Here is a 24,477-nt window from a genome sequence, read left to right on the forward strand (position 1 = left end):
TGCTTGGAAAACCTATTTTAATCCCAGTGCCTCCTGCCGACAATCGCAGGGTTTGATTTTGACGATGAGGCCGTCTGAAAACGTTCAGACGGCCTCATGCTTGGTTTGCCTATTCGGCAGCCGGTGCGGCAGTTTCCGGCACTTTTTCCGTTTCGGCCTTCCCGTCGTGCTTAGGTGCGGGTTCGGGAACGGGTTTGACCTCGGGAGGCGGCAAGGAAAGGTCTTTCAGCAGGCGGCGGTATTCCTCGGAACGGCTGAGCAATACACGGCCTGCCTCCTTCAAATCGTTTACCTCGTTTGCGGGCAGATAAAAACTGGTCGGAATATTCAGCACACTGTTGCGCAGGCCGGATTCGGGCAGGTCGCGCAGGTTGAGGCTGACGAAATACATATTCGCATGGTTGGCGTTTCCGCTGTTTTTGGCCTCTTCGTTCCATTGGTCCACCAACATGCGGAAACGGCGCAGCGTTTCTTGCGAAAAACGGTCGATGGGGATGTCGATGACGGCATTGGTAACCGCACGCAGGCCGGGCACATTGGCCGAGCGGTCGATATCGTTAACCGGATTGTTTTGCGCGTTCACATTGATGATGACGATATGCCGCGCCCGGTTTGCCCGTATCTGTTCGCCGAGCGAATCGCCGTAAAGTTCGGACATATCGAGCAGGCTGCGCAGGCCGAGGTTGTCGGTCAAACCGCCGTCGAGCAAGTGGATGTACGGCCGCTCTTTGCTGTTCTGATAAGCTGCCACGCCCTGCCCCAACATTTCCAAACGGGTTTGCAGCTGCAACTTGTCGGCGGAAAAATTATCCACCACCGCACGGCTGATTTTTTCCGGCAGGCGGTAGCCGCAATTGCCGCCGTTGTTGTTCAACGTCAGCGGTGCGAACACCAGCGGCACGGCACTGGAAGCGGCCACGGCACGGGCGATTTTCAAATCCGAAAGGTTCAAACACATCATATCGAAATATTCCTGCGTGAACTCGAAACGGTTGCCCAACGACATATCCGTGGCGGTAATCACCGCAAACGGCCCTTTGCGGCGCGAGGCCAAATCACCGAAAGTGGCGTTTTTAAACAGGGTGCTCTCAAACTGCTCCTGCAACAGGTCGCCCCGGCCGAACTCGGGCGATGTCAGGCGCGGCACATTCGCCAACGAAAAAACCTGTTTCGATACCTGCCGCTGGAAATTCTGCTTCAAAAAACGGCGTTCGAACGACGGAATCGTTTCCTTGCCGTGCAGCGAAAAATAAGCCGCCAACACCGAACCACCCGACACGCCGTATACCAAATCCACCGCTTCCAACAGGCTTTTCTCCCGTCCGCCGCTGTAAATTTTCTGCTTGTCCAGCTCTTCCAGCACACCGTAGCCCAAAGCCGCCGCGCGCGTACCGCCGCCGGAGAACATCAGCACCACCAGCATATCGTCGTCTTGGGGTTTGCCCGCCTCGGCATCGAAACGGTAACCTTGCGAACGGTCCACCTTATCAATGGTCGCCACCGGCTGATATTGAAATTTGGCACAGGCCGACAAACCGAACAAAGCCGCCAGCAACACCGCCTTTTTCAGACGGCCGAAAAAACATCCCGCCATAAACACATCCTCCCCATCCTTTCAGACGGCCTCTTACCCGCTCAGGCCGTCTGAATGCAAAGTTTCAACGAAGTCAAAACGCAAGCGTGCATCACTGCGCCTTATCGCCGATTTTACTTTCCCGACCCTGCAATAATTTCAGGATATTCTGCTTATGGCGGAACAACACCAACACCGCCACCGCCGCCGTTACCGCCACCCACGACCCGTGCGGCATAAAAAACCACGCCGCCGGCACACTGATTACAGTTGCCACCAAAGCCGCCAGTGACGAAACCTTGAAACCGAACGCCATCACCAGCCACACCAAGGCACACACCAAAGCCGTCGGCCACGACAAAGCCAGCAACACACCCAAAGCCGTCGCCACACCCTTGCCGCCCTTAAAGCCGAAAAACAACGGCCACATATGCCCGACCAAAGCCGCCAGCGCAGTCAGCCCCACCGCCGTATCGCTCAAACCCAAAACACCCTGCAAACCCTTGGCCAGCAGCACGGCAAACAAACCTTTCAACGCATCGCCCAACAAAGTCAGCACCGCCGCCTTTTTCCTTCCGCTCCTCAACACATTGGTCGCCCCCGGGTTTCCCGAACCGTAAGTACGCGGATCGGCCATCCCGTAACACTTCGACACAATCACCGCAAACGACAGCGAACCAATCAAATAAGCCGCAGCCACCACCAAAAAATCAGACATCATCAATCCATCTTGTTTTAGAATGTGGCGCATTCTATCCGAAAACGGAGCTACGCGAAAATGGACAAAATCTTCCTACACGGCCTCAAAGCAGACACCCTGATCGGCGTTTACGAATGGGAACGCAAACAACCGCAAACCCTGCTGATCGACCTCGACATCGGCCTTCCCCCGCGCCGCGCCGACGATGACGACATCGGCAGCACCGTCCACTACGGAGAAGTCTGCGAAGCCGTCCGCAACAACCTAGAAACCCGCCGCTTCCATCTGCTCGAAACCCTGGCCGAACACATTGCCTCACTGATCCTGAACGACTTTTCCGCAGCCTGGGTGAAAGTACGGCTGGTCAAACCCGGCATCCTGCCCGACGTGCGCGAAGTAGGCGTGGAAATCGAACGGGGACAGCCTGCCGACTAAAATACCCGCACAAATAACAGAAGGCCGTCTGAAAACAAATTTTCAGACGGCCTTCCTTTATCTTTCAAACCATTTGGAAACAGGAAACACCTCGATGACAGCAGAAATACGAACCATCCCAACCCTGTCCATAATAATAGAACCCAGGCCGAACCTGCCATCCAAACATCGTTTAGATAAAAATGTAGGAAATCATCGCGTTGTTTACACCACAGATTGAGAATGAAGCCTGCAAGACCTTAAACGGCATATTGCTGTTCAAACTGCGGTGTGGCTTCACCGTATTATAGAAATTAACCAAGGGGCACAGTTCCTTTTGCCGATGCTCCGGACTGTCAAACGATTGTTTCTCATGCCACATCTTCATTAGGGTACGGATAACTCGCTCCGCCTTGCTGTTGGTCTGCGGACAGGCAACCCGGGTAAGCTTTTGACCAATCCCGTTCTCATAATAGGCCACACCGAAAGCATGGTTGGCCGAGCCTTTGTATTCCGTACCGTTGTCGGAGTAAACGCACTCAATCAGGTAAGGGCAGGGAGCAATCAGGTGTTCGGTCAGAAACTTGGCGGTGCTGCTGACTTGGTAGCGGTGTGCTAGGGAGGTGACATTTCCCTTACTCTATGTATAGTCCGACCAAATGGCTTGGCGGTGGTGCGGGGTAGGCAGGTGTTTTTGTACATGTTCATGTTTCAATATTCTTCTAGAAATACTGTAAACAATGCTACTGGTTTCTACAGATAAATTAATCAGAAATATCAAACTATAAAATACATGAGAGTAAATCAAACTGTCAAAAACTGGTTTTCAGACGGCCTCAAAATTATTCGCTGTGCCAGTTGAAGAAATTTAACAGCAGCTGTTCGTATCCCGATTTGCCTTGCAGGCCGAGGTGTGTGCCGTTGGGGATGAGTACCAGCTGTTTCGGTTCGCCGGCCAAGTCGAACAGTGTTTGGGAGTGTTTGTCCGGAATTACTTGGTCGGCGGTTCCGTGAATCAGCAGCAGGGGAATCGGGCTGATTCGGCCGATGAAGCGGCGGGAGCTGTAAGTGTTGCGAACCAGCAGGCCGCTGCCGCTGAATTTGTCGTTGGCAATATCGGAGTAAGATGAGAAGGTCGATTCTATGGCGACGGCGCGTATGCCGGCATGGTTGCCTGCGCCGACTGCCGCAATCGCATTGGTGCCGCCCAAGCTTTGGCCGAAGACGAGCAGGCGGTTTTTGTCCACATCCGGACGGCTGCGGACATAATTCAAGGCGGCATTGCTGTCGGCAAACAGTCCGGCCTGATTCGGCCGGCCTTCCGAAAGCCCGTAGCCCCGATAGTCGAACAGGAAGACGTTGTAACCGTATGCGGGCAGCCATTGTACGGCTTTTTTGTGGGCGGAAAGGTTTTGGGCGTTGCCGTGGAAGTGGATGATGGTGGCACGCGCCGGTATCAGGCCGCCGGCGTTTTGTGCCGGGATGAACCAGCCGTGCAGGCGGGTGCCGTCTTCGCTTTGAAAGAATATGTCTTCATGTTGCAATCCGGCTTGGGCTGGTGTGCCGTAGTCGGCGTGGTCGGGATAATAAAACGCTTGCTGGGCGCAGGACGACAGGCCGAACAGCGAACAGCCGAGTAGGAGGGCGAAGAGGAGGGGGAGTTTGCGGTTCGGGCGCATGGAAGTTCTTTCAGACGGCCTGATGGTTGTGGGTTGAGCTTGGTTTTGAAAATGCGTTTATTCGTTGTACGCGGATTGGTGCAAAGTATCGGTAAAATAAAACGGCCTAATCTAGTTGATTAGGCCGTCTGAAAATATGGTGGAGGTAAGCGGGATCGAACCGCTGACCTCTTGCATGCCATGCAAGCGCTCTACCAACTGAGCTATACCCCCGGAATTTGGTGGCGAATCAGGGACTCGAACCCCGGACACAAGGATTATGATTCCTCTGCTCTAACCGACTGAGCTAATTCGCCGTGAAGTGAAGCCGCGATTATACGGATTTTGCAGGAACTGGCAACAGGTCTGTCGAAGTTTTTTTCTTTCCATATGATTTTACGGTTAAAAAAGTATTTACAGCTTGTGACAAATGTCGCCGCGCGCAAAGCCTTGCCAGTCTATGCTTATGTTTCTGCCGAACGCGATGACTTTGAATAATTCGCCCATTTCGTGCGGCATCAGCAGTTTGTGCAGGGCGGAGGCCGTCTGAATATAGGCGGGCGAGTCGTGGGCGATGTCGGGCGGAATCAGTTCGGTGATGCCCAAATTCAGTAGGAAATCGGCCTGTGTGGTGTAGCCTATCAAATCCAGGCCGCCATCGGTTCCGGCTTGGGCGATGTCGGTAAAGTTGACGTGCGCGGTCAGGTCGGTCAGGCCGATATTGAAGAAGGGGTCGTGGACGGTGTGGTGGCGGTAGTGGCCGATCAATGTGCCCATATGCCGTTGCGGATGGTAGTACTCGGCAGCGTCGAAGCCGTAATCAATCATGATGACGGCACCGCGTTGCAGTTTGTCGGCCAATGTGCGTATAAAGGCATACTGTGCCGGATGCAGTTCGCTGGTGTAGGGTTCGGTGTCGGGAAAATAGCTATGTGCGGCATCTATGAGGGATGTGTCGCTCAGGGTGTGCGGAATGAGGGAAAACCCTCCATTTTCTATCCCGACGCCGATTTGCAGGAATCGGCCTTCGCTGCGTCGAACCAGTTCGCATGGCATGGCATCCAATACTTCGTTGCCGATAATGATGCCGTCGAAAGAGTCGGGAAGGACGGACAGGTGGCGGACTTTGTGTGCTGCTTCCGGGGCGGTTTGTTTAATGTGTGCGAGTTGCCGTTCGGCCAGCTCGGCGGAAAGTTCGATGATGCAATACGTTTTCAGATTGTCGTTTGACAGGCTGTTCAGCAGGGTGGCGGCTAATTCTCCCGTTCCTGCACCAAATTCGTAAACAATGCCCGCAGTTTGCGGCAGAAGAAAGTCGATTTGCTGGGCGAGGGCTTGTCCGAACAGTGGGCTGATGACGGGTGCGGTAACGAAGTCGCCTTCCGCGCCTATCTTGTGTGCGCCGCCGGTGTAATAGCCGTAGCGAGGGGCGTATAGGGCCAGTTCCATGAATCGGGAAAAAGGCAGCCAGCCGCATGAGGTTTTGATTTCGTTATAGATTATTTGCTCTAGTTTTTCGGAGGACTGTTTGGCTTGAGGGTTTGGAGTGGGCAAATGAAGGGTGTTCATAGTTAAGTTGTGTAAAAATAAAATGACATTTGGAATGGTTGAGTAAGCAAGTATACGGCCTATGAGGATGCAGGGAGCGGGATTAGTAATGTTAAGTCTGTGTATTTTATAGTGAGAAGGTTGGTAATGTAATGCCTCGAGCAGACGATATATGCATACTTGTCTTGAATTTTGGTTTTTAAGTGTCTGTTACTCCTTTTATTTTCCGGCAAACCGGTTTGACCGCGTGCCGGTTTTTTTTTATAGTTTCGGATTATGTGGGGGAAAGTGGTGCAAAGTGTGTCAAATTTCCCTGAAAACGGAGTTTAGGCGTATTTATCTATGTTCGGCGGCATTCATGATTTAAACATCGACAGTAAGGGGCGTTTGGCTGTTCCGGCCAAATTCCGCGATCTGTTGTTGCGCCGGTATACGCCTGCCTTGGTGGCAACTCTGGAAAACCGCGAACGTTTGCTGCTGTATCCGGAAAGTGTGTGGGAGCAGGAGGCGGCCAGGCTGATGGCGGTCAATGCGGCAGGCAATCCCGTGCTGTCGGCTTGGCGCGATTTGTTGTTGAACAATGCCGAAGTTCTGGAAATGGATGCGGCAGGCCGTATTCTCCTGCCGGCCGGTTTGCGGCGCAAGGTTCGGCTGGATAAAGAGGTTTCCCTTACCGGCCGTATGAACCGCCTCGAATTGTGGGATAGGGAGAAATACCATCTCAAAGACGAGGCCGCATTGGATATCGATCCCGAAGAGTTGGCATCCGAATTGGGCCAGGCCGGATTTCAGTTATGAGCAGTCAGGAATTCCAACATGTTACCGTCCTGCTTCATGAAGCGGTGAACGGTTTGAATGTCGTTTCAGACGGCGTATATGTGGATGGCACGTTCGGTCGTGGCGGTCATTCGCGCCTGATTTTGTCCAGATTGGGAGAAAAGGGCCGCTTGGTCGTTTTCGATAAAGACCCGCAGGCGATTGCCGTTGCGCACGAATTGGCGGATCGGGATGGCAGGGTCAGCGTGGTACACGACGGTTTTTCCTCTTTTCAGACGGCCTTAGATGGGTTGGGTATCGACCAAATCGACGGTGCCTTGTTTGATTTGGGTATTTCCTCGCCGCAAATAGACGACGGTTCGCGCGGTTTCAGTTTCCGCTTCGATGCGCCTTTGGATATGCGTATGGACACAACGAGGGGGATGTCCGCCTCCGAATGGTTGATGTCTGCGGATGAGGATGAAATTCACGAGGTAATCAAAAATTATGGTGAAGAGCGGTTTAGTCGCCAGATTGCGCGTGCCATTGTTGCACAGCGGGCAGACAGCCCCATCGATACAACCGGCAAGCTGGCGCAGATTGCGGCGCAAAACGTCCGTACTCGCGAGCGCAGTCAAGACCCGGCGACGCGGACGTTCCAAGCCGTTCGGATTTTCATCAACCGTGAGCTTGAAGAAATAGCGGCGGTGCTGCCTCAGGCGGCAGGCCGTCTGAAAAGCGGCGGCAGATTGGCGGTGATCGCCTTCCATTCGTTGGAAGACAGGATTGTCAAACAGTTTGTCAAACGCTATTCCACACATGCGCCGTTACCGAAATGGGCTGCCGTGCGCGAGGCCGATTTGCCGCAGCCGCCGTTGAAAAGCATAGGCAAGGCAATCAAGGTCTCGGAGGATGAGGTGGCTGCAAATCCGCGTGCGCGTTCGGCAGTGTTGCGTATTGCAGAGCGGACTGACGGTATATTTTCGGAGGACGGCCAGGCCGTCTGAAAAACAGATTTTTAAATGAATTATATTAATATTATTTTGTTGATGGTGGCGGTTGGTTCCGGCTTTGCCGTGGTTACCCAGCAAAATTTGGCACGCCAGCGGCATGCGGAACTGAGTGCGGCAGAAAAGCAGCAGAGAGAATTGGAGCAGGAGTATTCGCGCCTGCAATTAAAACAGGCCGAGTTGTCCAATCACCAGCTGATTCGGAAGGCGGCCGAAAAAGGAAAATTGGTACAGCCGAGCGCGGCGGATACCAAAGTTATCGAAATAGAATAAAAAGCAGTCGGAAGTAGTTACATGTTGATTAAAAACGAATATAAGCCGAAGATGTTACCCAAGCAGGCTGTAGGCAAAAAACCGGTTACCAGCAACGGGCGGATTGTTTTCGTCCTGGGTGCGCTCGGTATCGGTTTTTTGGCATTGATCGGGCGCGGCTTATATCTGCAAACCTCAAATCACGAATTTTTGACCGAAGAGGGCAATAAACGCTTTGTCCGTACGCTCAAACTGCCGGCCTCACGCGGTGTCATCAGCGACCGAAACGGTGCCACGCTGGCCCTGAGTGCGCCGGCCGAGTCGCTGTACGCCATTCCTTCAGAGGCTAATTTGACCGACGAACAGATAGAGGAATTGTCGGGTTTAATCGATTTGCCGTCTGAAATCATCCGCGAACGCTTAGACCGCAAAAGCACCGTTTCGATTATTGCACGCCGTCTGAACGAAAATACCATCCAAGCCGTCCAGGCCTTGGGAATCGAGGGTTTGAAATTCCGTAAAGGCAAAGCGAAAGGCGATTCGGGAACTTACGAACTGTACGTTAAGCCGTCTGAACTGGAAAACTTGCCTTCCGATGAGAAGTTGCAGCAGTTGGCCGATGTATTGAACCCTGCCATCCAGTCTAAGCTCGATAAGAAAAGTGTGTCTGTCCTGAAAGAGGACATGGGCAAGAAAATCGATTTCGTCTTTTTAAAACGGCAGATGAAGCCCGAATTGGCCAAGCAGATTGCCGATATGGGCATTAAAGGGCTGGCTTTCCAAAAAGAGCCGCAGCGGCACTATCCGATGGGCAGCCTGTTCGCACAAATCATCGGTTTTACCAATATCGACGGCCAGGGGCAGGAAGGTTTGGAGTTGTCCCGTGAAAAAGAACTGCACGGCAAAGACGGCCAAAGCAATGTTTTGCGCGACAATAAAGGCCAAATCGTCGAAAACATCGATTCCGAAAACAACAGGCAGTCTGAAAACGGCAGCGACATCGTTTTGGCACTCGACCAACGTATCCAAACTTTGGCTTACGACGAATTGACCAAAGCAGTAGCCTACCATCAGGCAAAATCCGGCAGTGCGGTAGTATTGGATGCGCGTACGGGCGAGATTTTGGCATTGGTTAACGGCCCGTCTTACGACCCGAACGAACCGGCCGAAGCCGACAGCGACCACAGGCGCAACCGCGCCGTAACCGATATGTACGAATTCGGTTCGGTTTTGAAACCGTTTCCGATTGCCAAAGCATTGGACGACGGAAAAATCAGCACGCGTTCGCATTTCGATACCCGTCCGTACAACGTAGGCGGCCATCCGGTGCGCGACACGCACCTTTATCCGTCGCTAGACGTGCGCGGTATCATGCAGAAGTCTTCCAACGTAGGTACCAGCAAAATCTCTTTGATGTACAGTCCGGAAGAGATGCACAGTTACTACCGCAGCATCGGATTCGGTAAAAAATCCGACATCCGCTTCCCCGGCGAGAGTACGGGTGCGCTGCGCGATTGGAAGAAATGGGGCAAATTCGAGCAGGCAACCATGTCGTTCGGTTACGGCATGCAGCTGAGTCTGCTGCAATTGGCTAGGGCGTATACGATTTTTACCGCCGATGGCAAGCTGATGCCTGTTTCTCTTGAAAAACAAGACAGCGTACCTGCCGGCGAACGGATTCTGAAACCGGAAACAGCCAAAGCCATGCGCCAAATCATGGTATCTGTAACGGAAAAAGGCGGTACTGGGCAAAATGGCGCGGTGGAAGGCTTTAATGTTGCAGCCAAAACCGGTACTGCGCAAAAAGTCCTGAATGGCCGTTATGCCAAAGACAAACACATCGGCACCTTTATCGGTTTTGCGCCGGCAGAAAATCCGCGTGTGATTGTTGCAGTAGCCATCGACGAACCGCGGGCAAACGGTTATTACGGCGGCGTGGTGGCAGGCCCGGCATTTAAAGGCATCATGGCGGGTACGCTGAATATCTTGGGCGTACATCCGACCAACGCTGTCAAAGCCGTTGACCTAGCTGCGAAGTAACTCTAACTGCCAATCAGGAATTTTTAATTTATGTTCAGCAAGTTAACCCCTTTAGCTGAAACCAACTTTCCGCCTCTGCTGTGTGCAAACGCAGCAGGGCGTTTGTTGCATTCAGACAGCCGTCAAATTAAACAAGGTGATATTTTCGTTGCCTGTCAGGGCGAATATACGGACGGCCGCAGTTATATCCCCGCAGCCATTGTCAACGGTGCGGCTTTTGTTTTTTGGGACGACGACGGCAAATTTGCGTGGAATCCCGAATGGAAAGTCCCCAATCAAGGCATCAAAGATTTGAAACACCGTGCCGGCATGTTGGCGGCACAAGTTTACGGCAACGTTTCAGACGACCTCAAAGTCTGGGGCGTAACCGGCACCAACGGCAAAACCTCCATCACACAATGGCTGGCGCAAGCCGCCGATTTGTTGGGCGAAAAAACCGCCATTATCGGCACGGTCGGCAACGGCTTTTGGGACGCATTGGAAGAAACCACGCATACCACCCCCGCCCCCGTCGATGTCCAAACCCTGCTCTACCGTTTCCGTCAACAAGGCGCGACAGCCGCCGCGATGGAAGTCTCCAGCCACGGCCTTGACCAATCGCGCGTCAACGGCGTGCCATTCCGCAGCGCAATCTTCACCAACCTCACCCGAGACCACCTCGACTACCACGGCACGATGGAAGCCTATGGCGCCATCAAGTCGCGCCTGTTTTACTGGCAAGGCTTGAAACACGCCGTCATCAACGTAGATGACGAATATGGCGCAGAACTCGCAGGTCGTCTGAAAAAAGACTGTCCTGATTTGGCCGTTTACGGCTACGGCTTCAGCGAACACGCTGACATCCGCATTGTTCATTTCATCGCTTCTTCAGGCGGCATGGAAGCCGTATTCCAAACCCCGTGGGGCGAAGGCCGCTGCCGCACACGCCTGCTCGGACGGTTCAACGCGCAAAACCTCGCCGCCTGCATAGCCTTGCTTTGTGCCAACGGTTATCCGCTGGATAAAGTATTGGATGTGCTGGCAAAAATCCGTCCCGCCTCAGGCCGCATGGACTGCATCATGAACAGCGGCAAGCCCTTGGTCGTTGTCGATTACGCCCACACGCCCGACGCATTGGAAAAAGCACTCTCCACCTTGCAGGAAATCAAACCGCAGGGTGCGGCTTTGTGGTGCGTATTCGGCTGCGGCGGCAACCGCGATCGCGGCAAACGTCCGCTGATGGGTGCAGCAGCCGTACAGGGCGCGGATAAAGTTGTCGTCACCAGCGACAACCCGCGTTTGGAAAATCCGCAAGATATCATCAACGACATCCTGCCCGCCGTTCCCACGCCCGAATGTGTCGAAGCCGACCGCGCCGCTGCCATCCGTTACGCAGTCGAACGCGCCACCGCAAACGACATTATCCTGATTGCCGGCAAAGGACATGAAAACTATCAGGATATGCAGGGTGTAAAACATCATTTTTCTGATTTTGAAGTTGCAGAGAAAGCGTTGGCAGAGCGAATATAACAACGGGTACCAAAGTTTTCAGACGGCCTCTGATTATCGTTTCAAGAGGCCGTCTGAAAAACAAGGAGACCGATTTGATGCTGAAAATGCCGACAAAAACCCTTTTAATCAGTGCAGCCATGATTTTATTTGCAGGCTGTACTACCAAACAACTGCCACGTCCGAACGCCGAAATTGCCGAACTGAGGGCGAAAGAGCCGCCGGCGGCGCAAAGCCTGCTCAATCCTGTTAAAGGCAAGCGTTTTGACGATACTTGGGGCGCTGCGCGCAGTCAGGGGCGCAGACACGAAGGTGTGGATATTTTCGCTAAGAAAAACACGCCGATACGCAGTACGACGCCCGGTATCGTAACCAAAATCGGGCGCAACCGATTGGGTGGCAAAGTCATCGGTATCCAAGGGCCGGGCGCATGGCACTATTATGCCCACCTCAACAAATTCGCCAGCGTCCGCCTGTATGAACGTGTGAAAGAAGGACAGGTCATCGGCTATGTCGGCAAAACCGGCAACGCCAAAACCACGCCCGCCCATTTGCATTACGGCGTGTATCTGGCAGGCGGTGCAGTGAATCCGTATCCGTTGATTGATCAGAACAGATAGGCCGAGACCTTTGCAATAACATAAGTTATTAAAATTTTATGCTCAACACCATTTTCAAAATGAGGAACCTCCCTGATTTCTTCCACTTTTTTCTCAGTATCAGAAAGGTTTTAGTCGATTGAAAATTTTTTAGCACATTTTTATGCGTCAAATTTCGTTAACAGACTATTTTTGCAAAGGTCTCAGGCCGTCTGAAAAAAACAAACGAAAGAAACCATGAAACCACTAGACCTAAACTTCATCTGCCAAACCCTCAACCTTCCGACGCCGTCTGAAAATAAACCCGTTTCGCGCATCGTAACCGACAGCCGCGACATCCGTGCGGGCGATGTGTTTTTTGCTTTGGCAGGCGAGCGGTTTGACGCGCATGATTTTGTTGAAGACGTATTGGCTGCGGGTGCGGCGGCGGTTGTGGTTTCGCGCGAAGATTGCGCTGCTTTGGACGGCGCGTTGAAAGTCGATGACACGCTTGCCGCGTTGCAAATGCTGGCGAAGGCGTGGCGCGATAATGTGAACCCGTTTGTGTTCGGCATTACCGGCTCGGGCGGCAAGACGACGGTGAAGGAGATGCTGGCTGCGGTATTGCGCCGCTGTTTCGGCGATGATGCCGTTTTGGCGACGGCGGGCAACTTCAACAACCATATCGGCCTTCCGCTGACTTTGTTGAAATTAAACGAAAAACACCGCTATGCCGTCATTGAAATGGGCATGAACCATTTTGGCGAACTGGCGGTTTTGACGCAAATTGCCAAACCCGATGCCGCTTTAGTCAACAATGCTTTGCGCGCCCATGTCGGCTGCGGTTTTGACGGCACGAACGATATTGCCAAAGCGAAAAGCGAGATTTATCAAGGCTTGGGCGAAGACGGATTGGCTTTGATTCCGTGCGAAGATGAACATGCCGCCGTGTTTCAGACGGCCTCCCAAAGTCATCAGCAGCGGACTTTCGGCGTCGATAGCGGCGATGTTCACGCGGAAAATATCGTGTTGAAACCTTTGTCGTGCGAATTTGATTTGGTGTGCGGCAACGAGCGCGCAGCCGTGGTGCTGCCCGTTCCCGGCCGCCACAATGTTCACAACGCCGCCGCTGCCGCCGCGTTGGCTTTGGCGGCTGGTTTGAGTTTGAACGATGTGGCGGAAGGTTTGAAAGGCTTCAGCAATATCAAAGGTCGTCTGAACGTCAAAGCTGGCATCAAAGGCGCGACCCTGATTGACGATACCTACAACGCGAACCCCGACAGCATGAAAGCTGCGATTGACGTGTTGGCGCGTATGCCTGCGCCGCGCATTTTTGTGATGGGCGATATGGGCGAACTGGGCGAGGACGAAGCCGCCGCCATGCACGCCGAAGTCGGCGCGTACGCCCGCGACCAAGGCATCGAAGTGGCTTATTTTGTCGGCGACAACAGCGTTGAAGCGGCGGAAACGTTTGGCGCGGACGGTTTGTGGTTTGCCGCCAAAGACCCGCTGATTCAAGTGTTGAGCCACGATTTGCCCGAACGCGCCACCGTATTGGTGAAAGGTTCGCGCTTTATGAAGATGGAAGAAGTCGTCGAGGCATTGACGGATAAAGAGGCCGTCTGAAAATGAAAAGCCGCCGTTTTTTTAAAGCCTTATTGCTGATTGCTGCGCTGATTGGCACGTTTTATGCCGGAATGCGGACGCAGGCGTATCTTTATGAAGACCTCTGTCTGGACTTGGGCGGCGGCAAGAATCCGGGAAATTATCCGATTTGCGTGCTGGAACGGTAAGAGGCCGTCTGAAAATGAAGCAGGAAGCAAAGCGGCCTTTGCTGTTGCAGTTTATCGTTTGGATGATGATGACGGTGGCGGTTTTATGGTCGGCGGGGGCGGTAATGGCGGTGTGGCATGCTGTCGAAGCGTTTGACCGCGAGGCCGTGGAGGCCGCAAGCGGCATAGGCTGGTGGCTGGTGATGGCCTTCCAACCGTTTGTGTTGTCCTTGATGATGGTGGTAACGGCAGTCGGGTTGTGGCGCGGCAAAAATTGGGCGCGTTGGTTGTGTTTGATTTGCTGTATGCTGTATGTCGCTGTCAATACGGTAAAATATTTGGCCTTCCCGTGGTTGGGCGGGCTGTCTTGGCTGGATGTCGCCACCTGTGCCGTGGTTTGCTTCAGTCTGTTTTTCCTGCTGCCCAAGGATTATTTCCGCACCCGTGAGGGGACGGATTGATTTTCAGACGGCCTCATCAATGGTAGGCCGTCTGAAAAAGATATATTTTGAAATTTGATGTTTAACACACAATAAATCTAGGAAGTTACAGATGTTTTTATGGTTTGCCCGTTTCAGTGGCTCTTTGTCCGCGCTGAACCTGTTTCAATACACCACATTCCGCGCCGTGATGGCCGCGCTGACCGCGTTGGCGTTTTCATTATTGTTCGGCCCGTGGACCATACGCAAACTGACCGAACTCAAAGTCGGCCAGGCTGTCCGTACCGACGGGCCGCAAACCCACCTTATCAAAAACGGCACGCCGACCATGGGCGGTTCGCTGATTCTGACCGCCATCGCCGTGTCCACGCTGTTGTGGGGCAACTGGGCGAACCCGTATATCTGGATTCTCTTGGGCGTATTGCTCGCCACCGGCGCGCTCGGTTTTTACGACGACTGGCGCAAAGTGGTCTATAAAGACCCCAACGGCGTGTCCGCCAAATTCAAAATGGTGTGGCAGTCGAGTGTGGCCGTCATTGCCGGACTGACCCTGTTTTTCCTTGCCGAAAATTCGACCAACAATATCCTGATCGTCCCTTTCTTCAAGCAGGTCGCCCTGCCGCTGGGCGTGGTCGGCTTTATGGTGTTGAGCTATCTGACCATCGTCGGCACTTCCAACGCCGTGAACCTCACCGACGGCCTTGACGGCCTGGCCGCCTTCCCCGTCGTCCTCGTTGCCGCCGGCCTTGCCATCTTCGCCTACGTCAGCGGCCACTCGCAATTCGCCCAATACCTGCAGCTGCCTTATGTCGCAGGCGCGAACGAAGTCGTGATTTTCTGTACCGCCATGTGCGGCGCGTGTCTTGGATTTTTGTGGTTCAACGCCTATCCCGCGCAAGTTTTCATGGGCGACGTCGGTGCACTGGCATTGGGTGCGGCACTCGGTACCGTTGCCGTCATCGTCCGCCAAGAGTTTGTTTTAGTGATTATGGGCGGCCTGTTCGTCGTCGAAGCCGTGTCCGTCATGCTTCAGGTCGGCTGGTACAAGAAAACCAAAAAACGCATCTTCCTGATGGCACCCATCCACCACCACTACGAACAAAAAGGCTGGAAAGAAACCCAAGTCGTCGTCCGCTTTTGGATTATTACCATCGTATTGGTGTTAATCGGATTGTCTTCGTTAAAAATCCGCTAACATTTTCAGACGGTCTGAAGGGAGAAAACCATGTACCAAGCCTTTGGCGGTGCGGACGGTGTCCGCACACTGACCGACCGTTTCTACGACCTGATGGAGCTGGAGCCGCAATACCGCGCTTTGCGCAACATGCACGGCGAAGATATGACGCTGATTCGGGAAAAACTGTATGAATTTTTCAGCGGCTGGCTCGGCGGGCCGCAGCTTTTTGTCGAAAAATACGGACATCCCCAGCTTCGCGCACGCCACATGCCCTTTGCCGTCAATATGCAGGTACGCAACGAATGGGTTGCCTGTTTCGCCCAAGCCATGAGCGAATTGGAAATCGATAAAGAACTTGCCGAGCCGGTTTTGATACAGATTTTTGCCATAGCAGACTGGTGCCGCAATCAAAATGAAGAAGGCGTGGATCCGCCCATGCCGCCGATGGCGGCCGATCCCGTTATCCGAATTCCCGAATTGCAGGCAGTATTGGCCGGCTACGGCGTAGGCCGTTATTTCGCAGCTTGAGGCTGTCTGAAGGGTCTGCAAAAACTCAATATAATTTAGGTTCGATATATAACTACGGGCATAGTGTCCGTTAAAACTATTGCCACAGAATGGTACGAAAAGGCTTGCAGCCACGGATTGCAAGATGGTTGCCGCAAGTATCGAGAATTGAATCAGGCAGGGTGTTAAATTTCCGCCTAAAGGCCGTCTGAAAATTTAGGATAAAACCAGAATGACGTTTGAAAACAAAAAAATCCTCGTCGCCGGACTCGGCGGCACGGGTATTTCCATGATTGCCTACCTGCGCAAAAACGGCGCGGAGGTTGCCGCTTATGATGCGGAGCTGAAACCGGAGCGCGTGTCGCAAATCGGTAAGATGTTTGACGGGCTGGTGTTTTACACGGGTCGTCTGAAAGATGCGCTGGATAACGGTTTCGATATTCTGGCGCTCAGTCCCGGCATCAGCGAGCGGCAGCCGGATATCGAGGCGTTCAAGCAAAACGGCGGGCGCGTGTTGGGCGACATCGAATTACTGACGGATATTGTGAACCGCCGCGGCGACAAGGTGATTGCGATTACCGGCAGCAATGGCAAAACCACGGTAACGAGCCTGGTCGGCTATCTCTGCATTAAGTGCGGGCTGGATACCGTTATCGCGGGCAATATCGGTACGCCGGTTTTGGAGGCGGAATTGCAGCGCGAAGGCAAAAAGGCGGACGTGTGGGTGTTGGAGCTTTCCAGCTTCCAACTGGAAAACACCGAAAGCCTGCGCCCGACTGCGGCGACGGTGCTGAACATTTCCGAAGACCATCTCGACCGCTACGACGATTTGCTCGACTACGCGCATACCAAAGCCAAGATTTTCCGTGGCGATGGCGTGCAGGTTTTGAATTCAGACGACGTGTTCTGCCGCGCCATGAAGCGCGCCGGGCGCGAGGTGAAATGGTTTTCGTTGGAACACGAAGCCGATTTTTGGTTGGAACGCGAGACGGGTCGTCTGAAACAAGGCAATGAAGATTTGATTGCCACGCAAGACATTCCGTTGCAAGGCTTGCACAACGCCGCCAACGTCATGGCTGCCGTTGCCTTGTGCGAAGCCGTCGGTTTGCCGCGCGAAGCATTGCTCGAACACGTCAAAACCTTCCAAGGCCTGCCGCACCGCGTGGAAAAAATCGGCGAGAAAAACGGCGTGGTATTCATCGACGACAGCAAAGGTACGAACGTCGGTGCGACCGCCGCCGCGATTGCCGGTTTGCAAAATCCGCTCTTCGTGATTTTGGGCGGCATGGGCAAAGGGCAGGACTTCACGCCCCTGCGAGACGCGCTTGTCGGCAAGGCAAAAGGCGTGTTCCTGATCGGTGTCGATGCGCCGCAAATCCGCCGAGATTTGGACGGCTGCGATCTGGATATGACCGACTGCGCCACTTTGGAAGAAGCGGTTCAGACGGCATACGCCCAAGCCGAAGCGGGCGATATCGTGCTGCTCAGCCCCGCCTGCGCGAGCTTCGATATGTTCAAAGGCTATGCACACCGTTCGGAAGTGTTTATCGAGGCGTTTAAGGCTTTATGAGGCCGTCTGAAAAAATATTAGGACAACGATGATTAGCGAATCCAAATTACTTGACCGCAAAGTATTGAAAAACGGCCATAAGTTTGACCAATCCCTATTGTGGATGCTGGTGCTGTTGGTGTCGTTCGGCCTTTTGATGGTGTATTCGGCATCCGTCGCCTGGGCGGGCTACAACGGCGGCAATCAGTGGCAGGTAGTGGAAAAACAGGCGCAGTTTGTTGCCGGGGGACTGGTGTTCGCCGTATTGGCTTTCTGCGTCAAAATGTCGGTTTGGCGCAAGGCATCGCTGTGGTTGCTGTTGTCCAATATTTTCATGCTGTTGCTGGTTTTGATTGTCGGTCGAGAGATTAACGGGGCAAAACGGTGGATAGACTTGGGTTTGTTCAGTTATCAGCCGAGCGAAACCTACAAGTTGGCAATCATCCTTTATTTGGCCGCATTTTTTAATCGACGCGCCGAAGTATTGAAAAATCTGAAAAGTATGGTTTTTCCGAGTGTTGCCATCGGTATCGGTTTGGCTTTGATCTTAGCCGAGCCGGATTTGGGTGCGATGGTGGTGGCCTCGCTGATTGGTTTGGGTTTGTTGTTTTTAGCCGATTTGCCGAAAAAATGGTTTTCGGTGGCGGTTGTTATAGGTACGGCTGTAATCATTGGGGCTGTATTGATTGAACCCTACCGCATGGCGCGTGTGGTTTCCTTTCTCGAGCCATTTCAAGACCCGCACGGCACGGGGTACCAATTAACCCATTCCCTGATGGCGTCCGCGCGCGGCCAGTGGTTCGGTACGGGGTTGGGGGCCAGCCTCGACAAGCGGTTTTATCTGACCGAATCGGAAGCGCACACTGACTTTATCTTTGCCGTTATCAGCGAGGAATGGGGTTTTTTCGGTATGTGCATGCTCGTCTTTTGCTACGGCTGGCTGGTGTGGCGGGCATTTTCCATCGGCAAACAGGCGCGCGATTTGGAGTTGTTTTTCAGTTCGTTCGTCGCTTATGGCATCGCATTGTGGCTGGGTGTGCAGAGTTTTTTCCATATCGGCGTGAACATCGGCCTGCTGCCGACCAAGGGGCTGACACTGCCTTTGGTTTCCTATGGCGGTTCGGCGGCGGTGGTGATGCTGGTCAGCATGGCCTTGTTGCTGCGCGTGGATTATGAAAACCGCCGTAAAATGCGCGGTTATAAAGTGGAAGGATAAAGAATGGGCGGTAAAACCTTTATGCTGATGGCCGGAGGCACAGGCGGCCATATTTTCCCCGCTTTGGCGGTGGCTGAAGCCTTAAAGGCGGCGGGGCAGCATGTGATTTGGCTGGGCAGCGAAGGTTCGATGGAAGAGCGGATTGTGCCTCAGCACGACATCTTGCTGGAGAAACTGGCGATTAAAGGTGTGCGCGGCAACGGCATCAAGCGCAAACTGACGCTGCCGTTTACACTTTTCAAAACCATCCGCGAAGCACAGCGGATTATCAGGAAACACCGGGTCGCCTGCGTCATCGGCTTCGGCGGTTTTGTTACTTTCCCCGGCGGTGTGGCGGCGAAATTGTGCGGTGTGCCGGTTGTGATTCATGAACAAAACGCCGTGGCCGGGCTGTCGAACCGGATGTTGGCGAAAATCGCCCGCCGTGTGCTGTATGCCTTCCCGCAGGCTTTCGGAGCGGCAGACGGATTGGTCGGCAATCCCGTCCGCGCCGATATTGCGAATCTGCCTGCACCCGCCGAACGCTTTGCCGGGCGTGAAGGCCGTCTGAAAATTCTGGTGGTCGGCGGCAGCTTGGGGGCGCAGGTATTGAATGAAACCGTGCCGGCGGCATTGGCCGCATTGCCGGCCGAAATACGCCCGGATGTGCGCCACCAATCCGGGCGCGGCAAATTGGACGCGCTTCAGACGGCCTACCGCGAACACGGCGTAGGGGCGGAGTGCTGCGAATTTATCGACGATATGGTTTCGGCCTATCGAGATGCCGATTTGGTGGTCTGCCGCGCAGGTGCGCTGACGATTGCCGAACTGACGGCTGCAGGCGTGGGCGCGCTGCTGGTGCCGTACCCTTATGCCGTGGACGACCACCAAACCGCCAATGCGCGCTTTATGGTGCAGGCCGAAGCAGGCCTGCTGCTACCGCAAGCCCAGCTGACTGCGGAAAAGCTGGCGGAAATCATTGGCGGGCTTAACCGTGAAAAATGCCTCGAATGGGGGGAAAACGCACGAACACTGGCCATGCCCGGCAGTGCCGGACGGGTGGCCGAAGCGGCTATGTCGGCAGCAAAGGCCGTCTGAAAATATCCCGCACATTGGTATGCAAACCTGTTTTTACTTTAAACAACATGACATCAGGCGGGTAAAAACCTTACAATCCCTTCCTTTTGCCGCGCTTGCAGGCTTGGGCGGAAACGCCTGCGCGCAAACATTTTCAGGCCGTCTGAAAAATAGGGTGAATCGACGTTAAGCCGCTGCGGCACTGCTTCCTTTGAACCGGCTTCCAATCCGATTCGCCGTCAAAAATTATTTGGAACACCATCATGAAAAACAGAGTCAAACACATCCATTTTGTCGGCATCGGCGGTTCGGGTATGTGCGGCATTGCCGAAGTGCTGCACAATCAAGGCTATACCGTTTCCGGTTCGGATCAGGCGCAAAGCGCGGTAACCCGTCATTTGGCCTCGCTGGGCGTACAGGTTTACCCCGGTCATACGGCCGAACACGTTCAGGGTGCGGACGTGGTGGTTACTTCCACTGCAGTGAAAAAAGACAATCCCGAAGTAACGGCGGCGGTGGCGCAGCAGATTCCCGTCATTCCCCGTGCGCTGATGTTGGCGGAGATGATGCGTTTCAAGGACGGCATCGCCATCGCGGGCACGCACGGTAAAACCACCACCACCAGCCTGACCGCCTCCATTTTGGCCGCCGCAGGGCTGGACCCCACTTTCGTGATCGGCGGCAAACTCACTGCAGCGGGCACCAATGCCCGTTTAGGCAAAGGCAGCTACATCGTTGCCGAGGCCGACGAATCCGACGCATCGTTCCTATACCTCACACCTTTGATGTCGGTAGTAACCAATATCGACGAAGACCATATGGACACTTACGGCCACAGCGTTGAAAAACTTCATCAGGCCTTCGTGGATTTTATTCACCGTATGCCATTCTACGGTAAAGCATTTTTGTGTATCGACAGCGAGCATGTCCGCGCCATCCTGCCGAGAATCAGCAAACCCCATGCGACTTACGGGCTGGACGACAGTGCCGACATTTATGCCACAGATGTGGAAAGTATCGGCGCGCAAATGAAGTTTACCGTCCATGCGCGGTTGAAAGGCCATGAGCCGCGTACGTTCGACGTTGTCCTCAATCTGCCCGGCCGCCATAATGTGTTGAATGCACTGGCCGCCATCGGCGTGGCCTTGGAGTGCGGTGTTGATGAAGAAGCCGTCCGCCGCGGTTTGGAAGGATTTGCCGGTGTCGGCCGCCGTTTCCAGAGTTATGGCGAAATCGGGCTGCCTCAGGGCGGCAAGGCTTTGGTGGTGGACGATTACGGCCATCATCCGGTGGAAATGGCGGCTACTTTGTCGGCTGCGCGAGGCGCTTATCCGGGCAAACGCCTGGTGCTGGCTTTCCAGCCGCACCGCTATACCCGCACTCGGGATTTGTTTGATGATTTCAGCAAGGTGTTGAACACGGTTGATGTGTTGGTGCTGACCGATGTTTATGCGGCAGGGGAAGACCCGCTGCCGCAGGACAGCCGTGCGTTGGCGCGTAACGTCCGCGCCTACGGGAAGGTCGATCCGCTTTATTGCGCCGACGTGAACGAATTGCCCGCCATGTTGCTGGATGTCTTGCGCGACGGCGACGTGCTGCTGAATATGGGTGCGGGCAGCATCAATAAAGTGCCTGCCGCTTTGGTGGAATTGTCCCGGCAGAACGATAAATAAAATGTGAGAAACGGCGGCCGGCCGGATGCAGGCTGAGGCCGTCTGAAAAATGTGTCAATCAAGATGCCGTCTGAAACCGGTTGGTTTTTCAGACGTCCTTTGCAGGATGAAGAAGGAAGTTATGCAGGATTTTGGTAAAGTGGCCGTATTGATGGGCGGTTTTTCCAGCGAGCGCGAGGTTTCCCTCGCCAGCGGGCAGGCAGTATTGGAGGCATTGCGCAGCAAAGGTGTGGATGCCCATGCGTTCGACCCGAAAGAAACGCCGTTGGGTGAATTGAAAACACAGGGTTTTGATTGTGCGTTTAATATTCTGCATGGCGTGTTTGGCGAAGACGGCACGGTGCAGGGTGCATTGGAGGCACTCGGTATCCGCTACACCGGTTGCGGCGTGCTGGCTTCTTCCATCGGTATGGACAAATACCGCAGCAAGCTGCTGTGGAAAGGTTTGGGTTTGCCTGTGCCGGATTATGCCGTGTTGCGCGACGACAGTGATTTCGACGCAGTAGAACGGCAGCTCGGATTGCCGATGTTCGTCAAGCCTGCAAATGAGGGCAGCAGTGTCGGCGTGGTGAAAGTAAAAGAAGCAGGCCGTCTGAAAGAGGTATATCACGAACTGAAGCAGTTTCGCGGTGAGATTATTGCCGAAGCCTTTATCGGCGGCGGCGAATACACCTGCGGCATATTGAACGGCCGCGCCCTACCCAGCGTGCGGATTATTCCTGCCACGGAGTTTTACGACAAAGAGGCCAAGTACGACCGCGATGATACGGTTTATCTCTGCCCGTCTGATTTGGGCGAGGAAGACGAACGCCTGATGCGCGATTTGACCGTCCGTGCATTTCACGCCATCGGCGGCAGGGGTTGGGGGCGGATTGATTTTCTGAAAGACGAGTCGGGCCGTTTGTATTTATTGGAAGCCAATACGCTGCCGGGCATGACCTCCCACAGCCTAGTGCCCAAAGCTGCAGCGCAGCAGGGTTTGGATTTCGCACAGTTGTGCGTCGAGATTCTGAAAACGGCTTATGTGGAATAATGCCCAAGCCATGCGCCGTGCCTGCAGGTGGCTTTATGTGGTGGTGTTCGTCATGCTGCTTGGTTCGGCAGGCGTATGGCTGTATCATTCGTCATATTTCCCCGTCAAGCAGGTTAATATCAACGGAGATTTGCAATATACCGATGGGGAAGAATTGCAGAACATTGCCGCGCGCTATATACGGGGTAATGTCTTTAAAGCCGATTTGAACGGTGCTCAGGCTGCGTTTGCCGCAATGCCGTGGATAGCCAAAGCCGAAGTCCGCCGCCGTCTGCCTGATACGGTGGAGATCCGATTGAGTGAGCGCGTACCTGTCGCGTATTGGGAGGATGGTGGTTTGGTAGACAGCGAGGGCAATGTTTTTGCGGGCCGGCTGGATGAGGAAGTGGTTTTGCCGCAATTCAAAGGGCAGGATGGTGCGGGAAAGGTTATGGTGGAGCGTTTCTCCATGTTCAAACGTGAGCTAGCAAAAGAAAAGCTGTCCGTCGCCACTTTGGCCTACACGCCCCGTTCGGCATGGGAAATCGTGTTATCCAACGGCATCACGGTAAAATTGGGGCGCGACAAGGTTGTCGAACGGCTGAAGCGTTTTGTCCGCGTTTGGCCAGCATTGCTTAAACCTCAGGCAGATGGTCTTCATTATGTCGATATGCGCTATAAGGACGGTTTTGCCGTCCGCTTGAAAGAACAACAAACAGATAATCGGGGCGGCTTGGAGAGGCCGTCTGAAAACAATTGAAAAATTTAAAAAGACTGGAAGATTATGGTTAAAGGTAAACACTACATCAGTGCCTTGGATATCGGCACCTCCAAAGTGATCGCCCTAATCGGCGAAGTGCAGGAAGACAATGAAATCCATATCGTCGGTATTGGGCAGGCACCTTCACGCGGTTTGAAGGCGGGGATGGTAACGAATATCGATGCAACCGCACAGGCCATCAAACACGCGGTCAGCGAGGCCGAATTGATGGCTGATTGCAAGGTTGGCAGTGTGACTACGGGAATTGCGGGCAACCATATCCGAAGCCTTAATTCCCAGGGTGTGGTTAAAATTAAAGACGGCGAAGTCAGTCAGGCCGATATCGACCGCGCCATCGAAACGGCGAAAGCAGTCAATATTCCGCCGGATCACAGCATTCTGCACACTGTGGTTCAGGAATATATTATCGATAACCAGCCCGGTGTGCGCGAACCGATCGGGATGAGCGGTGTGCGGTTGGATACCCGTGTCCACATTATTACCGGCGCGGTTACCGCATTGCAGAATATTCAAAAATGTATTACCCGCTGCGGTTTGCAGATGGATCAAATTATGTTGCAGCCTTTGGCTAGCGGGCAGGCTGTATTAACCGATGATGAAAAAGATTTGGGTGTCTGTGTTATTGACATCGGTGGAGGTACGACCGATATCGCGGTTTATACCAATGGTGCCATCCGTCATACCGCAGTGATACCCGTTGCCGGCGATTTGATTACCAGCGACTTGGCTCAGGCTTTGCGTACGCCTTATGCAGCGGCCGAATATATTAAAATCCATCACGGTGCGGCTCATCCTGATTTGCCGGATGAAGATATGGACGAGATGGTTGAAGTGCCAAGCGTAGGGGAGCGTCAACCGAGACAGATTTCACGCAAAGTGCTGGCCAGCGTAATCGGTCCGCGAGTGGAAGAAATTTTGGAATTAACCCGTAATGAATTACATAGAAGCGGTTTCTTCGAAGATATGCTGACATCAGGAATCGTATTGACGGGCGGTGCGTCTATGTTGAACGGTATCGTTGATTTGGCCGAAGATATTTTCGGCCTGCCTGCCAGAATCGGCGTTCCGCCGGAAATGCCTGGTGTATCGGAAAGAGTCCGCAATCCTCGAAATGCCACAGTAATAGGTCTGCTATATGCTGCCCGTGGTGATACTGAAGGCAATCAAATTGCTGAAACGGGAGCTGTATATCATGAACATAAAGACGGGTTTTGGGGGAAACTGAAAGACTGGTTGGTGAATAGTTTTTAAGTGCCCATATGGATATGAGTAAAAGT

23 protein-coding genes, 2 tRNA genes and 1 pseudogene are annotated in these 24,477 nt (G+C 53.6%); 19 read left to right on the forward strand and 7 right to left on the reverse strand.

The genetic code is table 11. The annotated features are described in order from the left end of the window. Positions 1-109: 109 nt before the first annotated feature. Positions 110-1,594: a patatin-like phospholipase family protein gene (locus ACTHSL_RS06170; protein WP_440380745.1), complete on the reverse strand. Its 1,485-nt coding sequence runs from the start codon at positions 1,592-1,594 to the stop codon at positions 110-112. Positions 1,595-1,685: 91 nt separating this feature from the next. After that, positions 1,686-2,291, reverse strand: a complete 606-nt coding sequence (gene plsY, locus ACTHSL_RS06175) for a glycerol-3-phosphate 1-O-acyltransferase PlsY (RefSeq protein ID WP_074895350.1) — start codon at positions 2,289-2,291, stop codon at positions 1,686-1,688. Between the two features lie 60 nt (positions 2,292-2,351). Between plsY and folB the strand changes: the two genes are divergently transcribed. Further along, entirely contained in the window at positions 2,352-2,708 is a 357-nt protein-coding gene (gene folB / locus ACTHSL_RS06180; RefSeq protein ID WP_107918990.1) for a dihydroneopterin aldolase, read from the forward strand. Positions 2,709-2,880: 172 nt separating this feature from the next. On the opposite strand, the pseudogene ACTHSL_RS06185 reads toward folB, so the two are convergent. The 5 genes and pseudogenes from ACTHSL_RS06185 to ACTHSL_RS06205 all read right to left on the reverse strand — a co-directional run. Continuing rightward, positions 2,881-3,282, reverse strand: a pseudogene (locus tag ACTHSL_RS06185) (integrase core domain-containing protein); the annotation flags it as partial. 247 nt (positions 3,283-3,529) lie between these two features. Continuing rightward, complete coding sequence (locus ACTHSL_RS06190; RefSeq protein WP_440380746.1) at positions 3,530-4,366, reverse strand: alpha/beta hydrolase; 837 nt, start codon at positions 4,364-4,366, stop codon at positions 3,530-3,532. A 137-nt stretch (positions 4,367-4,503) separates the two neighbouring features. Then, positions 4,504-4,579, reverse strand: a tRNA-Ala gene (locus ACTHSL_RS06195). 6 nt (positions 4,580-4,585) lie between these two features. Continuing rightward, positions 4,586-4,662: transfer RNA gene (locus ACTHSL_RS06200), tRNA-Met, on the reverse strand. Between the two features lie 97 nt (positions 4,663-4,759). After that, positions 4,760-5,914 carry a class I SAM-dependent methyltransferase gene (locus ACTHSL_RS06205; protein WP_440380747.1) on the reverse strand — a complete coding sequence of 385 codons (1,155 nt, stop codon included), beginning with the start codon at positions 5,912-5,914 and terminating at the stop codon, positions 4,760-4,762. A 321-nt stretch (positions 5,915-6,235) separates the two neighbouring features. Here ACTHSL_RS06205 and ACTHSL_RS06210 point away from each other — a divergent pair, with 321 nt between their 5' ends. From ACTHSL_RS06210 to ftsA, 18 genes are all read left to right on the forward strand, one after another. After that, positions 6,236-6,691, forward strand: a complete 456-nt coding sequence (locus ACTHSL_RS06210; RefSeq protein WP_003774032.1) for a division/cell wall cluster transcriptional repressor MraZ — start codon at positions 6,236-6,238, stop codon at positions 6,689-6,691. Further along, complete coding sequence (rsmH, locus tag ACTHSL_RS06215; RefSeq protein WP_440380748.1) at positions 6,688-7,656, forward strand: 16S rRNA (cytosine(1402)-N(4))-methyltransferase RsmH; 969 nt, start codon at positions 6,688-6,690, stop codon at positions 7,654-7,656. Before ACTHSL_RS06210 ends, rsmH begins: the two co-directional genes overlap by 4 nt. A gap of 15 nt (positions 7,657-7,671) precedes the next feature. Further along, positions 7,672-7,932, forward strand: coding sequence for a cell division protein FtsL (ftsL, locus tag ACTHSL_RS06220; RefSeq protein ID WP_440380749.1), 261 nt, complete (start codon positions 7,672-7,674; stop codon positions 7,930-7,932). A gap of 21 nt (positions 7,933-7,953) precedes the next feature. Further along, positions 7,954-9,951, forward strand: a complete 1,998-nt coding sequence (locus tag ACTHSL_RS06225) for a peptidoglycan D,D-transpeptidase FtsI family protein (protein ID WP_440380750.1) — start codon at positions 7,954-7,956, stop codon at positions 9,949-9,951. Positions 9,952-9,981: 30 nt separating this feature from the next. Beyond that, on the forward strand, positions 9,982-11,460 hold the full coding sequence (locus tag ACTHSL_RS06230; RefSeq protein WP_440380751.1) for a UDP-N-acetylmuramoyl-L-alanyl-D-glutamate--2,6-diaminopimelate ligase: 1,479 nt from the start codon (positions 9,982-9,984) through the stop codon (positions 11,458-11,460). Between the two features lie 77 nt (positions 11,461-11,537). Next, complete coding sequence (locus ACTHSL_RS06235) at positions 11,538-12,059, forward strand: M23 family metallopeptidase (protein ID WP_440380766.1); 522 nt, start codon at positions 11,538-11,540, stop codon at positions 12,057-12,059. A gap of 216 nt (positions 12,060-12,275) precedes the next feature. Further along, entirely contained in the window at positions 12,276-13,643 is a 1,368-nt protein-coding gene (locus ACTHSL_RS06240; protein ID WP_440380752.1) for a UDP-N-acetylmuramoyl-tripeptide--D-alanyl-D-alanine ligase, read from the forward strand. Between the two features lie 2 nt (positions 13,644-13,645). Beyond that, positions 13,646-13,810, forward strand: coding sequence for a hypothetical protein (locus tag ACTHSL_RS06245; RefSeq protein WP_440380753.1), 165 nt, complete (start codon positions 13,646-13,648; stop codon positions 13,808-13,810). A 14-nt stretch (positions 13,811-13,824) separates the two neighbouring features. Beyond that, the gene (locus ACTHSL_RS06250) at positions 13,825-14,250 is read left to right on the forward strand and encodes a DUF2127 domain-containing protein (protein WP_107992952.1); all 426 of its coding nucleotides are present in this window, start codon (positions 13,825-13,827) and stop codon (positions 14,248-14,250) included. A gap of 91 nt (positions 14,251-14,341) precedes the next feature. Continuing rightward, positions 14,342-15,424, forward strand: a complete 1,083-nt coding sequence (gene mraY / locus ACTHSL_RS06255) for a phospho-N-acetylmuramoyl-pentapeptide-transferase (protein ID WP_440380754.1) — start codon at positions 14,342-14,344, stop codon at positions 15,422-15,424. A 30-nt stretch (positions 15,425-15,454) separates the two neighbouring features. Further along, complete coding sequence (locus ACTHSL_RS06260; RefSeq protein WP_440380755.1) at positions 15,455-15,934, forward strand: group II truncated hemoglobin; 480 nt, start codon at positions 15,455-15,457, stop codon at positions 15,932-15,934. Positions 15,935-16,145: 211 nt separating this feature from the next. Beyond that, positions 16,146-17,483, forward strand: coding sequence for a UDP-N-acetylmuramoyl-L-alanine--D-glutamate ligase (gene murD / locus ACTHSL_RS06265; RefSeq protein ID WP_440380756.1), 1,338 nt, complete (start codon positions 16,146-16,148; stop codon positions 17,481-17,483). A gap of 28 nt (positions 17,484-17,511) precedes the next feature. Next, positions 17,512-18,678 (forward strand): putative lipid II flippase FtsW, encoded by a 1,167-nt coding sequence (gene ftsW / locus ACTHSL_RS06270; protein ID WP_440380757.1) that lies wholly within the window; start codon positions 17,512-17,514, stop codon positions 18,676-18,678. A gap of 3 nt (positions 18,679-18,681) precedes the next feature. Next, on the forward strand, positions 18,682-19,755 hold the full coding sequence (murG, locus tag ACTHSL_RS06275; protein ID WP_440380758.1) for an undecaprenyldiphospho-muramoylpentapeptide beta-N-acetylglucosaminyltransferase: 1,074 nt from the start codon (positions 18,682-18,684) through the stop codon (positions 19,753-19,755). Between the two features lie 239 nt (positions 19,756-19,994). Further along, a complete protein-coding gene (gene murC, locus ACTHSL_RS06280; protein ID WP_440380767.1) occupies positions 19,995-21,407 on the forward strand; it encodes a UDP-N-acetylmuramate--L-alanine ligase in 1,413 nt (470 codons plus the stop codon). A gap of 121 nt (positions 21,408-21,528) precedes the next feature. Then, a complete protein-coding gene (locus ACTHSL_RS06285) occupies positions 21,529-22,440 on the forward strand; it encodes a D-alanine--D-alanine ligase (protein WP_440380759.1) in 912 nt (303 codons plus the stop codon). Then, the gene (locus tag ACTHSL_RS06290) at positions 22,430-23,179 is read left to right on the forward strand and encodes a cell division protein FtsQ/DivIB (RefSeq protein ID WP_440380760.1); all 750 of its coding nucleotides are present in this window, start codon (positions 22,430-22,432) and stop codon (positions 23,177-23,179) included. Before ACTHSL_RS06285 ends, ACTHSL_RS06290 begins: the two co-directional genes overlap by 11 nt. A 24-nt stretch (positions 23,180-23,203) precedes the next feature. Then, positions 23,204-24,451 (forward strand): cell division protein FtsA, encoded by a 1,248-nt coding sequence (gene ftsA, locus ACTHSL_RS06295; protein WP_440380761.1) that lies wholly within the window; start codon positions 23,204-23,206, stop codon positions 24,449-24,451. Positions 24,452-24,477 lie beyond the last annotated feature (26 nt).

It is taken from the genome of Neisseria sp. P0008.S010, assembly GCF_051962715.1.
GTDB lineage: Bacteria > Pseudomonadota > Gammaproteobacteria > Burkholderiales > Neisseriaceae > Neisseria > Neisseria elongata.

Coding starts and splice junctions, on each gene's coding strand:
- ACTHSL_RS06170 (WP_440380745.1), bottom strand. CDS start 1,594: ATGGCGGGATGTTTTTTCGGCCGTCTGAAAAAGGCGGTGTTGCTGGCG.
- plsY (WP_074895350.1), bottom strand. CDS start 2,291: ATGTCTGATTTTTTGGTGGTGGCTGCGGCTTATTTGATTGGTTCGCTG.
- folB (WP_107918990.1), top strand. CDS start 2,352: ATGGACAAAATCTTCCTACACGGCCTCAAAGCAGACACCCTGATCGGC.
- ACTHSL_RS06190 (WP_440380746.1), bottom strand. CDS start 4,366: ATGCGCCCGAACCGCAAACTCCCCCTCCTCTTCGCCCTCCTACTCGGC.
- ACTHSL_RS06205 (WP_440380747.1), bottom strand. CDS start 5,914: ATGAACACCCTTCATTTGCCCACTCCAAACCCTCAAGCCAAACAGTCC.
- ACTHSL_RS06210 (WP_003774032.1), top strand. CDS start 6,236: ATGTTCGGCGGCATTCATGATTTAAACATCGACAGTAAGGGGCGTTTG.
- rsmH (WP_440380748.1), top strand. CDS start 6,688: ATGAGCAGTCAGGAATTCCAACATGTTACCGTCCTGCTTCATGAAGCG.
- ftsL (WP_440380749.1), top strand. CDS start 7,672: ATGAATTATATTAATATTATTTTGTTGATGGTGGCGGTTGGTTCCGGC.
- ACTHSL_RS06225 (WP_440380750.1), top strand. CDS start 7,954: ATGTTGATTAAAAACGAATATAAGCCGAAGATGTTACCCAAGCAGGCT.
- ACTHSL_RS06230 (WP_440380751.1), top strand. CDS start 9,982: ATGTTCAGCAAGTTAACCCCTTTAGCTGAAACCAACTTTCCGCCTCTG.
- ACTHSL_RS06235 (WP_440380766.1), top strand. CDS start 11,538: ATGCTGAAAATGCCGACAAAAACCCTTTTAATCAGTGCAGCCATGATT.
- ACTHSL_RS06240 (WP_440380752.1), top strand. CDS start 12,276: ATGAAACCACTAGACCTAAACTTCATCTGCCAAACCCTCAACCTTCCG.
- ACTHSL_RS06245 (WP_440380753.1), top strand. CDS start 13,646: ATGAAAAGCCGCCGTTTTTTTAAAGCCTTATTGCTGATTGCTGCGCTG.
- ACTHSL_RS06250 (WP_107992952.1), top strand. CDS start 13,825: ATGAAGCAGGAAGCAAAGCGGCCTTTGCTGTTGCAGTTTATCGTTTGG.
- mraY (WP_440380754.1), top strand. CDS start 14,342: ATGTTTTTATGGTTTGCCCGTTTCAGTGGCTCTTTGTCCGCGCTGAAC.
- ACTHSL_RS06260 (WP_440380755.1), top strand. CDS start 15,455: ATGTACCAAGCCTTTGGCGGTGCGGACGGTGTCCGCACACTGACCGAC.
- murD (WP_440380756.1), top strand. CDS start 16,146: ATGACGTTTGAAAACAAAAAAATCCTCGTCGCCGGACTCGGCGGCACG.
- ftsW (WP_440380757.1), top strand. CDS start 17,512: ATGATTAGCGAATCCAAATTACTTGACCGCAAAGTATTGAAAAACGGC.
- murG (WP_440380758.1), top strand. CDS start 18,682: ATGGGCGGTAAAACCTTTATGCTGATGGCCGGAGGCACAGGCGGCCAT.
- ACTHSL_RS06285 (WP_440380759.1), top strand. CDS start 21,529: ATGCAGGATTTTGGTAAAGTGGCCGTATTGATGGGCGGTTTTTCCAGC.
- ACTHSL_RS06290 (WP_440380760.1), top strand. CDS start 22,430: ATGTGGAATAATGCCCAAGCCATGCGCCGTGCCTGCAGGTGGCTTTAT.
- ftsA (WP_440380761.1), top strand. CDS start 23,204: ATGGTTAAAGGTAAACACTACATCAGTGCCTTGGATATCGGCACCTCC.